Source organism: Terriglobus saanensis SP1PR4 (assembly GCF_000179915.2).
GTDB lineage: Bacteria > Acidobacteriota > Terriglobia > Terriglobales > Acidobacteriaceae > Terriglobus > Terriglobus saanensis.
The window spans coordinates 2,696,122-2,709,765 of record NC_014963.1 but is presented as its reverse complement, the minus strand read 5'-3'; the positions used below and the strand labels follow the sequence as shown (position 1 = coordinate 2,709,765).

Annotated in this window: 7 protein-coding genes; 5 read left to right on the top strand and 2 right to left on the bottom strand. The window is 53.3% G+C overall.

The window, feature by feature from the left end:
• Positions 1–458 precede the first annotated feature (458 nt).
• Positions 459–3,842, top strand: coding sequence for a TonB-dependent receptor (locus ACIPR4_RS11135; RefSeq protein ID WP_013568770.1), 3,384 nt, complete (start codon positions 459–461; stop codon positions 3,840–3,842).
• Between the two features lie 107 nt (positions 3,843–3,949).
• On the opposite strand, the gene ACIPR4_RS11130 is transcribed toward ACIPR4_RS11135, so the two are convergent.
• Positions 3,950–4,813, bottom strand: a complete 864-nt coding sequence (locus ACIPR4_RS11130) for a helix-turn-helix domain-containing protein (RefSeq protein ID WP_013568769.1) — start codon at positions 4,811–4,813, stop codon at positions 3,950–3,952.
• 122 nt (positions 4,814–4,935) lie between these two features.
• Here ACIPR4_RS11130 and ACIPR4_RS11125 point away from each other — a divergent pair, with 122 nt between their 5' ends.
• From ACIPR4_RS11125 to ACIPR4_RS11110, 4 genes are all read left to right on the top strand, one after another.
• A complete protein-coding gene (locus ACIPR4_RS11125; RefSeq protein ID WP_013568768.1) occupies positions 4,936–5,856 on the top strand; it encodes a phytanoyl-CoA dioxygenase family protein in 921 nt (306 codons plus the stop codon).
• 98 nt (positions 5,857–5,954) lie between these two features.
• The gene (locus ACIPR4_RS11120; protein ID WP_144312397.1) at positions 5,955–6,812 is read left to right on the top strand and encodes a hypothetical protein; all 858 of its coding nucleotides are present in this window, start codon (positions 5,955–5,957) and stop codon (positions 6,810–6,812) included.
• Positions 6,813–6,826: 14 nt separating this feature from the next.
• The gene (locus tag ACIPR4_RS11115) at positions 6,827–10,630 is read left to right on the top strand and encodes a glycosyl hydrolase (protein ID WP_013568766.1); all 3,804 of its coding nucleotides are present in this window, start codon (positions 6,827–6,829) and stop codon (positions 10,628–10,630) included.
• Positions 10,631–10,876: 246 nt separating this feature from the next.
• Positions 10,877–12,529, top strand: coding sequence for an alkaline phosphatase family protein (locus ACIPR4_RS11110; RefSeq protein WP_013568765.1), 1,653 nt, complete (start codon positions 10,877–10,879; stop codon positions 12,527–12,529).
• Positions 12,530–12,596: 67 nt separating this feature from the next.
• Here ACIPR4_RS11110 and ACIPR4_RS11105 read toward each other — a convergent pair whose 3' ends face one another.
• On the bottom strand, positions 12,597–13,631 hold the full coding sequence (locus ACIPR4_RS11105; protein ID WP_013568764.1) for a metallophosphoesterase: 1,035 nt from the start codon (positions 13,629–13,631) through the stop codon (positions 12,597–12,599).
• Positions 13,632–13,644: the final 13 nt, after the last annotated feature.

Genomic DNA, 13,644 nt, shown 5'->3' with positions numbered 1-13,644 from the left:
AAGGAAAATATTCCCTCTATTGAATCTTCCGCGAATTCAGCCGAACACAAGGCGCAGGCTCTTTACGTATTTCTCTGTTCATCACTTGTATTGACAATGCCCGTCAGGAGACATAATGTTTCTTCCGGAAATTATTTCTAGTATGAACTCCGCCGAAAACGGTGGTGGAGAAGCCCATACTTCGAAGATGGAATTGCTTATGTGAATGAAGGTTTGGCCCCTGTTTAAGCGGTATGAGCAACATGCTTCTTCTAAAGGTCTGCGCCTTCATCTGCTGTATACAGGTATGGCTCGGGGCATCTGTGAGCGAAAAGTATATAAGAACGACCGCAAACTGAATGGCGGCTTCTCGTCTTTGGGGACTAGTGTTTCGTGCTGAGTCGAGGCCTTCTTTTACGGGTACATCAAGAGTCTCTACCTGCATTTGTATGGCGGAATCCAAACGGGGTAGCTAAAAAATGAAACGTTCACAGCATGTACGGATCGTCAGCTTATTTTCTTTCGTCTTTTTTGTGGCCGCTGCATTGGGGCAGGGAAACTCAGGCTCAATCCGTGGAACGATCCTAGACATGACCGGTGCTGCTGTTGCAGGAGTAACCGTCGAGGTAACAAGCGAGGCTACAAATGTTACGAAGTCGATTACAACTGCTACCTCGGGTTTCTACTCTGTAGACGCTCTTACTCCGGGGCTGTATACCGTTAGGGCATCGGTGCAAGGCTTCAATACGGTTTTTGTGCAGCATGTACAAGTCGATCCTGGCCAGACACGCGAGACGAGTCTGTCGCTCAAAGTAGGCAGCGTAGGGGAAACCATCAACGTCACAGCGGACGCGCTCGCTGTCGAGACACAAGACTCCGGTTCCGGAGGAACCATCACCTCGAAGCAAGTCGAAAATCTCATGCTCAACGGACGCAACTTTCAGTCTATGGGCCAGTTGATCCCAGGCGTATCGAGCACCGCTGGCAACAACCAACAGTCGGCAGGCGGCCTTACCGGAGGAACAACGCTCATCGTCAACGGCGCTTCCATTGAGTACTCCGTATACACGCTGGATGGCGTTTACAACATGAATACGGGCAATCTCGGCAATATCAACATTCTCCCGATCGTAGACTCCATCGACGAGTTCCGCATCCTCAAGGATAACTACAGCGCTCGCTATGGTCTGGCAGGCTCTGGACAGGTGATCGTGCAGACGAAGTCAGGCTCGGATACCTTCCATGGCAGCGCATGGGATTACTTCCGAAACGATGGTCTTGATGCGAATAACTATTTCGGAACGCAGAAGACGAAGCTACGCCAGAATATCTTCGGATACTCTTTCGGGGGGCCGATATTTATTCCGCATCTTTATAACGCGAATCGCAAGCGTAAAACCTTCTTCTTCGCCTCAAACGAGTGGCGTCGTATTGTGAATGGTTCGACCGCGCAGGGACTTGTCTTCACCCAGGCGCAACGCGCTGGAACACTCTCAGACACGAATCTGGCCTTCAAGGATAATCTTGCGCAGGGGCAGCTTGCCACACGAGGCGCGAACAACTGTATCGTCAATGGCACATTAAACCCGGCTTGCATCGATCCCACAGCAATCGCGCTCCTCAACTCGCTGGCATCGCTCCCAAACAACCCGGGCAGCTCCTTGAACTATATCAATCAAGAGCCACAGACCTTGTCGCAGGACAGTTATAACTACCGGGTCGACCACTATGTCACCGGGAACGAAGTGTTGACGGGGCGATGCTCTTACGAACAGGTTAAAAATGGCATTCCCTATAACTCCTTCGGAACCGGTATCTTTCCTGTGACTCCGACTACGTACTACACCACCGGTTTGAATATGATGATTCGACTCAGCTCCACCATCACTCCCAGCGTGATAAATACCGCAACCATAGCCGAAACCTATGACAAACCCCGCATTAACACGACCGGCTTCCTGACCCCAGCGGGAGTTACAATCAATCAAGCCTTTCCGACCGCAAACGTTCTCAATAAAGCTCCACAGATAAATTTCAGTGGTGGTTATACAGGCTTTGGAGCAGGCACCCCTCCTATCCATGCATCGGATGGAGAGGGAATTCTTCAGGACGACCTTAGTTGGACAAAAGGCTCACACGTCTTTCAGTTCGGAGCTTTATACATTGCAGGAGTCAAGAACCAAAATGTTTTCACCTATCCGGGAGGACAGTTCACCTTCAACGGAACGCGTACAGGTGATCCTGTCGCGGACTATCTTCTCGGGCTTCCCGCAACATATCATCAAGATAGCGGCCAGCGCAGCGGCTCCTTTCATTACCGCCAAGGGGAGGCTTATGCGCAGGATGATTGGCGCGCCACACGTCGCCTCACCGTGAATGCTGGTCTTCGCTGGGTGTACTTCTCGCCGAACACCAGTTCAGGCAATCAGGTTTCCTCATTCTTTCCATCGGCATACGATCCAACCGTAGCGCCTGTTGTAACGGCGGGCGGAGGATTTGTTACGAACCCCAACGGAGTTCCTCTCACCGCAACGGGTACCGCCGCCAATCTCTCTACGGGCCTTGTACAGGCTGGTGTGAACGGTGTTCCAAGCGGTTTCTTTACCCCCAAGTACACTAATTTTGCACCTAGGGTCGGGTTCGCCTACGATCTCACTGGCGATGGCAAAACCTCACTTCGCGCAGGTTATGGTATTGGCTATTCACGGCTTGCCGTTGAGGCCATCTACGGAGCCTTCGGCCAAAATCCACCATTCAATCAGAGTGCAAATATCCTGAGCGGTACTCTGGAAAACCCTGCTTCAGGTCTTGCATCCGGTGCGTCGCCGCAAACACTGGACGCTGTTGGACCGAAGTTCACTCCAGCTCAGGTGCAAAGCTTCAGCGCTACGGTAGAGCGTCAGATCGTTCCCAGCGCCGTACTTAGTGTCGCTTACGCAGGCTCTCTCTTCCGCCACCAGGAGACGGTTAGTTACGACCTCAACCAGCCGCTTGCGGTCGCGGCTCCTACCCAATCTGCTGGCTGCATTACAGGACAGGCTCCAGCGAGCTCTTACAACTTCGATCCCTGCATCAATACCAATACCAGCAGCCCAAACTTCACGCGACCGTACAAGGGGTACCAGAACATTTATGCAGAGGCCGGAATCGGTTCCGGCAACTACAACGCTCTACAGACTGGTTTTGTATATCGCAAGAACTCCGTGCAGGCCACGGGGGCTTATTCGTACAGCAAATCGCTCGCCCAGTTCGGACACACCAGTAATACCGGCGGTGGAAGCATCGGAACAAACGGAGGGCAAGGCATCCAGGACTGGCGCAACCTCGCGGCTGAATACGCTCCGACCAACTTCAATCGTCCTCACGTCCTCTCGATCTCCGGTATCTATGACTTCCAAGTCTTTAAGCACAGCGGTAACTTACTGGAGCGTCAGATCCTGGGTGGCTGGAGTCTTGCCACCCTTGGAGTGATTGAAAGCGGTTTTGCGTTGACCCCCGGCATCTCTACAGGCACCAACGGATTGGCGATCCGGCCGAACCAGGTTGCTCCTATCAGGCTGCTCAAGACCAAGGCGGAGTGGTTCGATACGACTGCCTTCGCGGCACCTGAGTTCGGCTTTTATGGCAATGCAAGTCCTGCCAGCATCCGCGGCCCGCGCGAGATCTCCTTCAATGTCGCGACCTATAAGACCTTTCCTATCCACGATAGAGTGAATGTCCAATTCAGAGCAGAAGCCTTCAATTTTCTTAACCATCCAAACTTCAGCAATGTCGATACCAGCGTCGGTTCAGCAACGTATGGAAGGGTCACCTCTGCGCTCGATCCAAGAGAGCTCGAGCTCTCGGCTCGCATATCGTTCTAACCACCTGTACCGCAAACTCGAAGCGCCGCCAGGAAATACCCTGACGGCGCTCTTTTCGTGATGTGCCGAATACTCGCGGAGCGATTGGCTACTCTCAACGCTTTTCTTCAAGCTCTACGCCTCCATGTAGAAGGTGTTAGTCCAGTGTGTTGCTTGAATACACGCATGAAATAAAACTCGGTAGAGTATCCCAGCAGATCGGCAATTCTCTTCAGCGGCAAGTCCGTTTCAGCCAGATAGCGCTTTGCTGCTCCGATCCTCTGAACCGCGAGGTAGGTGCTTGGGCTGCAATCGAAATAATCATGAAAGCGGCGGCGGAACGTGCTCGGGCTCATCCGGCTCTGTCGTGCAAGCCACTCGAGATCGACTACCGTCGAATGATTTCGCAGGTACTCTGCTGCGGCTAGAAGTTGACGTTCGCTTGGGTCCATGGCCAGTCTGCTTGATAACGAAAGAGCAGCGCCCACGATACTGTGGCAAAGACCTGCCATCAAATAAGGAGCATGCAGCTCGCGCTTCGCGACATGGATCATTCGCTCGAAAGTCTCTTCAAGATCGAAATGTAAATTCGTTGCAATCACAGGCTTGTTCTTGTCGAAGAAACCCTCTGAACGCCAGGAGTCTGCAAGCGGGCCCTCGAAAGTTACCCAGAACTCTTCCCACCCCGTAGCTGGGTCAGGCCGATAGCGATGCCACTGGCGGGGGGCGATCACGAGCACATCGCCCATGCGCAGTTTTATCTCTCCTGTTTCGTTGCTGCTGAATACACCACCACCCTTTTTGATATGCAAGAGTACGCATTCATCCAGAACGCGGCCACGCTCCCACTGAAAGAGATACGCATCGGGATGAATGGAAGGTGGGTATTCGGAATCCGAGGCAAGCTCTGCGTGTCCTACTCCAGTTACGTAGAGACCCCATGTCTTATCACGGGCGCTGATCGCGAAATACTTGCTGAACTGTGACATCATCTGTGAGCGAAAATTATATAAGAACGGCTGAGGACTGAATGGTTACATCTTGCGGCAAGAGACTACCGTATGGGAACTAAGTCGGAGCCTTCTTGCAGGGGCTGCGACGGTGAGGAAAACCTATGTTAGTCGCAGAGACCGCTCTTGACATCTATTCTTGTGGGGAACGGCTCGACTCGTCAGCCAACAGGCTAGGCTACCTTCGCGAAGCGAACGAGCTTCTTGGAAACGCAGACTTGCTGCGGCAGCGGATGGCCGAGGATGGCTATCTCCTTCTTCGCGGCCTTCTAAATCGAGATCAGGTTCTCGCGGCACGCAGAGACACACTCGAACAACTTGCAGATCAAGGACAGCTTGATCCCGATGCGCCTCTCATGGACGGTATCCAGAAGCCTGGGACGTCTCTATTCTTCCAACCCGAATTGGCCCAAAAAAACAACCGGCCATTGCAGAAGCTGCTTTACGCCGAAGAGGGAGAGTTGATGAGCTTCTTTCGCCACTTCCTGGGTGGCCCGACGCGCCACTTCGATTTCACCTGGCTGCGTTGCATCTCTCCTGGCCGTGGCACGCCGAGTCATTGCGACGTTGTCTTTATGGGCAGGGGAACGCGGAAACTCTATACGGCATGGGTGCCGCTCGGTAAGGTTGACTTTGAGGCCGGTGGCCTCATGGTGCTTGAAAACAGTCACAAGAATCAAGAGCTACAGAAGAGCTACGGAGCTAAAGATGTAGATAGCTACTGCGAAAACGATCCAAGCGATGGAGCTCGAATGGCAAACGGCTACAACGGCTGGCTGTCAGAGAGTCCTACTGAAATTCGGAGACAACTTGGCGGACGCTGGCTTGTCTCGGAGTATGAGGCGGGGGACGTTGTGATCTTTTCGGTCGACCTTGTTCACGGCGGCATGGATAATCGCTCGAATCATCTTCGCCTTTCGTCAGATTCCAGGTATCAACTTGCCAGCGAGCCGATCGACGAGCGGTGGGTTGGCGAAAATCCTCCGGGACATGGCAGTGCAGGGAAGCGAGGTCGCATCTGTTGAGCGGAGCCTCTACTAAGCAAAGAAGGTTGCGGATCGGCATGACCTACGGAAACGTCTCCGATCTTCCTGCCTTTTCCACCGGACCTCAAGGAAGTGACGTGCAGCTTCATCGCGAGATCGCACAGGCAGGTTACGAAGGATTGCAGGGAGGCCATCCGGGCCTATGTTCAAAATTTGGTCTTGCATTGCTCGGGTCGGGTCTGCTTGTGCAGCCTGCAGATGCGGACGAACTCGCGGCGTCATGGAAAGCGCGAGATGCTGTGGCAGTGACGTGCATTGCGGGCTTCGGGATGGAATCTGACACAGAGATGGATGTCTATGCTGCTGCAATCTGTAAAGCTGCCGTTGACCATCAGATACCGCTCATGCTCGAAACGCATCGTGCTTCCATAACGCAGGATGCGTGGCGGACCGTGCAACTCTCACGTCGCTTTCCGCAACTGCGTTTCAATCTCGATCTCTCACATTGGTACACCGGCCAGGAAATGTTGTATGGCGATCTTAGCGCCCGGCTTTCTTTTCTTAAACCCATCTTTGAACAGACTTTGTTTCTTCACGGGCGAATCGGCGATCGTTGCTGTATGCAAGTTCCGCTTGCCGAAGTATCGGAGGTTGGGCTGTCTATTTTTCGCCGTGCATGGACACAGGTCATGCGGCACCTTCTTCTATCTTCGCATGAGGCAGACATGGAGCTTTGGTTCTGTCCCGAACTGCTTGGTCCAACTTACAATTATGCGCGTCAGTTTCACGACGATGCAGGCGAGCTTCAAGAGGAGACAGATCGCTGGCAGGAAGCACAATTACTCGTCGCGATTGCGCAGGATTGCTTCAAGGATGCCTGTTCGTCACTGAAGGGTGGCGATAGATTTTCGACACCTACTTGCTCTATCACGGACAAAGTGGTGGACAACGAACACAAGATAAATCAGAAAGGGAATACATCGTGCAAAAGCTGAGACGGAGAGATTTCTTGGGTTTGTCCGCTATGGGCATAGGAGGTCTGCTAACATCGCGAGGCTGGGCGCTACAGATAACACCCACATCATCACCGTCGTCGAACGATGCTCTCTATTCCGCATTCCTCGATCCCGACCGTCAGTTCAGCATTCGCCCATTCTGGTTCTGGAATGGAGCGCTCGAAGTCGGTGAGCTCCGGCGTCAGATGAAGCAGATGATCGATCACGGTGTCTACGGAGCTTACGCCCATAACCGTGATGGTCTGGAAACACCCTATCTCTCTGAGACTTGGTGGAAGGTTGTAGGAGAAGCCCTGGATGCTGCGCAAGAACTAGGCTTTTCGCTCTGCATGGTCAATGAGTTTGAATGGCCAAGTGGTGAGGCTCGCGACTATTGGCTGCCCGGGCCGCAAAAGAGCCGCGTGGTTCAGGCAAACCCGGCGTTCCATATGAAACGGCTTCGGCAGGTTGAGACTACCTTGCGTGGCCCACAAACCGCACATCTGACTCTTGCACAAAATACTGCTCATATTGTCATTGCAAAGTCGTTCGGACCAGGGCAGCTTGATGCAGCTACCCTGAAAGTAATCGAGATTAAGACAGATGCCAAAGAGCTCACATGGGAAGTTCCTGAAGGTGACTGGATCGTCTTTAGTTATGTGCTTGAAGATACGATCGGCCCGGATCACGGCAGCGTGGACATTATGAGCCGTGAAGCTGTCGCGGAGTACATCAAGATTTATTACGAAGAATTTTACAAACGGCACGGAAAGCACTTCGGTAAAGCTTTGCCAGTTACATTTGCGGATCATGAAGGCACCTATGGAGGGCGCCTCCCATGGACGCCCAGGCTATTCGAGAGTTTCAAAGCAAAAGTTGGTTATGAACTTGTTCCGCTACTTCCTGCGCTTACTTACGACATCGGTTTGCAGACGGAGAAGGTTCGATGCGACCTGCTGGATACAGTGAGTGAACTTTATAGCTCAAACTTCTGGCAGCAAATAACAGACTGGTGCGAACAGCACAAACTTGAGCACACCGGTCATGTCTGGGAGGAGTCGCTGTTCTTCGGCCCGGCTTATCAGGGTGACTTCTTCCGTATCCTTCGCTCCATGACGAACCCTGGTTGTGACACGCTCGACGAGTGGGGAAGGCAGTCCATCTGGCTCAAAGAAAATGCGTCGGTCGCAGACTTTGAGCGCAAGCGCGTCGTTTGTGAGAACCAGGGGGTTCAAGGCGAGGGATCGTATCTGAGTCCCGAACGCATGCGCCGAGTCTCAAATGGCTTGGCTGCCTGGAATGTGAGCGAGTTTATTCCACACGCGTTCGACTACGATCTTGCAAAGACAAACTACCCGCCCGACTGGTTCCGTAGCGAACCCTATCTCCGCTGGTTCAAGTCGTATGCCGACCAGATGCGGCGTGTCAGCTTCATGAATCGCAATAGTCACGAACTTGCTGAGATCGTGCTGCTGTATCCCCAGGTCTCGGTGTGGGGACAATCGTCTACCTCCTTCAAAAGCGATAAATTCAGTTACATACTTCACGATGCAAACTGGAGCACCGACGCCAGGGAGACGAATGATCGGTATGCCGAACTAAAGCTGCTGTTATCGCGGGAACGGCTGGCTTATCAGGTTGCGGATGACGAATATCTCGTCAAAGGCAAGATCGACGGCGCAAGCCTTACGATCGCAGACTCTCACTTCAAGGTCATTGTGCTGCCACCTATGTCGACGATTCGCCGTTCCACAGCGCAACAGATCGCCAGGTTCATCGACGCTGGCGGCATAGTGTTTGCGCTTGGATATCTGCCCTACATCTCGGTCGAATCCGGCAGGAACGATCCCGCTCTTCTCGACCTTTGGAAGTCACGATTCGACACACTCAGTGGAGGACTTCAGCCAAAGCCTCAAACTTCAGGACGCGCTTACGTGGTAGACGGATCCGAAACCGATCTTCTCGATTTCCTTAAGCACCATGTGCGTCCCGATGCCTTGATTGTGGATGGCCCTGTCGAAAGCCTTTTTACACTACGCAAGAAGAAGGATGGCTCTGAGTTTTTTTGGCTGGTCAATGATTCTCCGATGCCGCGTGTCAATCTGCTCAAACTTCCCGCGCATGGCCGACCAGAACGTTGGGACGCAGAGACCGGTCTCCGTGTGCCGCTATTTTATGAGTCCACTCCTGACGGCACCATCATTCGTCTTAAGCTCGATGCCTGGGATGCGGCATACATTGTGTTTGATTTAGCAGGCGCGTCCCAGACACTTCGGCTGGAAACGACTAACCTGGATGACTTCCATATCGTGAAGGAGGATTCGAGTGGTGTTACTGTGCGCGTAACATCCCTTCTTCCTGCGACGGGTGGAAGACTGGCACTTACTAAAGATGAAAAACGCTACCATGGATCCTTGCCTTCACCTTCCACTGCTTTCCAGGCAATTGAGGGTTCGTGGGAAGTCACGGTTGGCGCGCCTGTAATCGAAGCTCCATATGCTTTGTCTGTCGAAGACCCGAACAACTTGGGAAGCGATGCGGCGTGGTATGCAAAGACAAGAGTAGAACTTGACTGGCGTGAACTTTGGCTATCGCCTATGCGTTACTCACTGCAGTCGTGGAATGTAATTGGCCCTTTTCCTAATCCGGACGATCTTGCTCTGGATCAAAGCTATCCTCCAGAACACGAAATTGACTTTGACAAAAGCTATATCGGAGATCATGGGGTGCGCTTGAAGTGGCTTCAGGCACATGCAGAACGTTACAGTGTCGAGCAAGTTTCAGGGTTCGGCGAGATCGGGTTGATCAAGCTCACAGGCGGTCCCAATGGCAACGACAGTTACATCGTCGACTACGCTGCTCCACTTGGCATCTCCCCACTCGATGGCACGTTCTATGCTCAGACCTTTGTCTATCTGCCGCAAACAACGAAGTGCCGACTTTTGCTCGCCACTGGTTCTCCACGTGCGGTCTTCGTCAATGGCCATCAGGTTTATTCGCGCTGGCTGCGTCCGCTCTACAACTCGCTCGACGACGCATTCGCAGCAAAGGTGGACGTTGACTTGAAAGAAGGTTGGAACAGCATCCTCGTAAAGCTCTTGCACAATCCCGCAAACGAGGTGGGTGGCCGCTTCTTTTGCCGCGTCGAAACGGAAGAAGGCCGGGTGATCCCAGGGCAACGATGCTCAACCCGAACCTATCAACCAGAGTCGAAATGGTTATCGGAGAGCTACTTGTGGTTGCGATTTGAGGTTCCACCTCTTGTATCAGCTCTCAACCTGCCACCATTTAAACAATCTTATCAGGCCTATATCGATGGGAAGTCCGCGGAGGCAACGCAAAAGATTCCTCTCTCGGCAGAAGCAAAACAGGTAACACTGCGCATCGATTCGAGGGAGATTCTCGACGTCCCCTTCACATTTACTACTGTTGCGAGCGAAATCCCCTTGGGCTCTTGGATGCGGCCCGGTCTACGTAACTTTTCTGGGGAGATGACCTACGAGAAGAACGTGCAAATCTCGGCCGATCTTCTGAAAGAAGGACTCCTTCTGGATTGCGGAGAAGTGGGTGTCGTTGCGGAGGCGTGGCTGAACGGAGAATACTTGGGGTCAAGATCCTGGGCGCCCTTTGTCTTCAATCTATCTCGCCGTGCGCGTGCGGGAGTGAATCAATTCAAGGTGAAGGTCGCAAATACTGAAGGAAATGCACGTGCGGTGGGGGCATCACGCAGGCACCTCGATAACATCGACATAAGTGGATGGCATGGTCCTGCCCGGCTTGTCCCTTTTGCGGACCGTGAGCTCCATCTGACTTCCTGAAAAAGAAAAGGGGGTTTCATCGTTCGGGCGAGGTTTAAAGTCAATGCGAAGCGCTACCTGTCGATCCAGCGAGAGAAGTGGTGAATGTTAATGTTTCGTGACTTGCACAACCTTCTCAGATGTTTCTAAGGCGGGACGTCTTTAATCGATCCAGGCCACCGTTTGACGAGTAACCTCTGCCGAAAGGCTCCAGGGGCTACACCTCATTAAGAACCGAGGTCAAGCAGGTGAGCAGGAGATCGTGACATGAAAAGACCGAACGTCGTACTTCTATTCGCCACGCTGCTCCCCCATGTTTCAACATTCGCGGCACCTCCAACAGCGGCGCCTGTTCACAAACCAAAATTGATCCTCGCTATCGCTGTCGACCAGTTTCGCTACGATTACACTACTCGTTTTCGCGGACGGTACACCAGCGGTCTGGCAACGATGCTCTCTGAAGGAGCGGTCTTCATCGACGCGCATCAGGATCACTTTCCAACGGTGACCGCGACCGGACACGCTACTTTCCTCACGGGGTCGGTACCCGCGACCAGCGGCATCATTGGCAATGAATGGTACGACCGAAAGCTGGGTAAGACCATTACTTCGGTTGAGGATGCAGCAACCACTCTTATCGGCGTTGACGGGCAGAAAGTGGGCTCCTCGCCGCATAACCTGATCGTGAGTACTCTCGGCGATGAAATCAAGATGTCTCATAGCGGTAAGTCCAAAGTGATCGGTATCTCCATGAAAGATCGTGCCGCCATTCTTCCTTCTGGACGCATGGCCGACGCTGCCTACTGGTTCGATAACGAATCAGGTGTGGTGATCAGCAGCACCTGGTACCAGCAACAGCTGCCAACATGGGTGCGAGAGTTCAATGCTGGAAAGCCAGCTTTCCAGCACCTGGGCTCGTCCTGGTATGCACTTGGCCAGGAGAAATCAGGTAAGCCCCTAATGACCTTGCCAAGCGAGCCGGGCAAAGCATATCTGTCGCAGTGGGAAGAGACGCCCTACGCAAACGACATGCTGGAAGAGTTTGCTGAGCGCGTGATGCACAATGAGCATCTGGGACAGCAGGACGGAACCGATGTGCTCACGGTGAGCTTTTCGGCTAACGACCATCTTGGCCATGCGGTTGGGCCCGACGCTCCCGAAGTTGAAGATATGTCGGTACGCACGGATCTCGTAATTGGAAAACTACTTGCGGCTGCGATCAAGCAGGCTGGAGGACGCGAGAACCTCCTCGTGGTGCTTACGGCAGACCACGGCGTAGCTCCTGTGCCCGAGGTAAACCAGCAGCGCAAGATGCCGGGCGGTCGCCTGGACAAGGCCGATTATCTTGCAAAGGTGGAAGCCGCGCTCGAAGAAAAGTTCGGTGTAGGCAAGTGGATGATTGGAACGCAGGAGTCCGGTTTCTATCTCAACGATGACTTGATTGAAAAGAAGAAGCTGAAGCATAGCGCCGTAGAAGATGAGGCCGCCACGGCCGCGATGAAGATGCCATTTGTCGCGCGCACTTACACACGGACGCAATTGTTACCGCGCGACGCCATGCAATCCAGAATCGACGACTATGTCGCTCGGTCGTTCTTCCCGGAGCGCGGGCCCGATGTGATCGTTATCATCAAGCCATACTACCTCTTCGGCAAGTCTGGCACTTCACATGGCTCACCCTATGACTATGACAGCCACGTTCCGCTTATTTTTTGGGGTGGTGGAGTTCATGCGGGTACTTATACCGAACGCGTCGGCATCAGCGATGTAGCTCCAACGCTTGCGGCCGTTCTTGAGGTGGAAACACCCAGTGGCAGCGTGGGCCACATCCTGAACGAGGTTGTAGATTCTTTCCTCAAGCAACAGCATCGTTCTATCTCGTCCAGTCATCGATCCAAACAGCAAGCAAGATTGCAGTAGGTTTCAACAAGAGGGAAGGGCCGCGGCCCTTCCCTCTTGTTGAAACCATTCGCCTCTACGCACAGATTCAAGAGTGGATGGAGACTTTGCCTTCGGGTGTTTTGGTAAAGGTGTGAAGGACTGAGCCATCGGCATTCAAATGACGCAATGTCATTAGCTTCGAGGTAACTTCTAGGTGGCTGAAGCCGTGGACCTTCTGCGCATACGGTCCACGTGCAGCTTCTTCGCCGCGAAGATTGTATAAATCGGCACCCCCACCGCCCGAAAGAAAGAAGGAGGTCGGATGTCCCTCGAACTCGAGGTGCTGTAGATCGTGGTCGTGCCCAGCAAGATAGAGATGAACGTTGTGCTCGCGTAGCAACGGATCCCAGTCGCGGATCAGTACCTTGTGATCGCCATGAGGGCCGTTCGAGAAAACGGGATGATGCGCCATCATGACCCAAAAAGGCGTGGTTAAAGGCTTCTCGAGCTCTGCTTTTAACCATAAGAGTTGTTCTGCCTGTTGCTCTGGTGTCAGGGTGAAGTTATAGTCGTTCTTCTCAGGCTTACCGTTTTCGTGAAAGACATTACTATCCAGAGCGATGAAGGTAATGAGCGGGCTCTTATTCGGAAAGCCGAAGCGGTACCAGAGCGAGGGCATCGTCCAACGGGTATGGGGTTGGCGGGCGTAGGCGAGTTCCGCGGTGACCTTGCTTTCGGGCATGCGTTGATAGTCGTGATTGCCGGGGATGGCATACGCGGGGCAGTTGAATACTGACTGAGGGTACATCTGCTCGAAGCCGCTCTGCCATCGCGGAGAGGTGACGCCCCCCGGCAGTTCGTCGTACCAGTTATCTCCGAGCATGAGCAGAGCTTCTGGGGACAGGGCATGTTGCTGGGTGTAATCGATCATGCCCTGCGCCACAACGTGCTGGGCGCGATCCTTGGTCTCTCTTCCCCAATCACCAAGCATGAGGAGATGGGCCGCGTCTTGCTTTGCGGGATGCCGAGACGGCAGGGCTAAAAGAGAAGAAGAAGTAAGAGCAGCCGCGCTGAAGGCGAAGCTTTGGCGCAGAAAACGGCGGCGATTGAGAGTTCCGGGTGCAAGCGGATCAGGAGCCATGTGGAAGCCTTTC

What these genes read in the sequence shown, in the direction of transcription:
- ACIPR4_RS11130 (WP_013568769.1), bottom strand. Translation starts at nt 4,813, where the DNA reads ATGATGTCACAGTTCAGCAAGTATTTCGCGATCAGCGCCCGTGATAAG.
- ACIPR4_RS11135 (WP_013568770.1), top strand. Translation starts at nt 459, where the DNA reads ATGAAACGTTCACAGCATGTACGGATCGTCAGCTTATTTTCTTTCGTC.
- ACIPR4_RS11125 (WP_013568768.1), top strand. Translation starts at nt 4,936, where the DNA reads ATGTTAGTCGCAGAGACCGCTCTTGACATCTATTCTTGTGGGGAACGG.
- ACIPR4_RS11105 (WP_013568764.1), bottom strand. Translation starts at nt 13,631, where the DNA reads ATGGCTCCTGATCCGCTTGCACCCGGAACTCTCAATCGCCGCCGTTTT.
- ACIPR4_RS11110 (WP_013568765.1), top strand. Translation starts at nt 10,877, where the DNA reads ATGAAAAGACCGAACGTCGTACTTCTATTCGCCACGCTGCTCCCCCAT.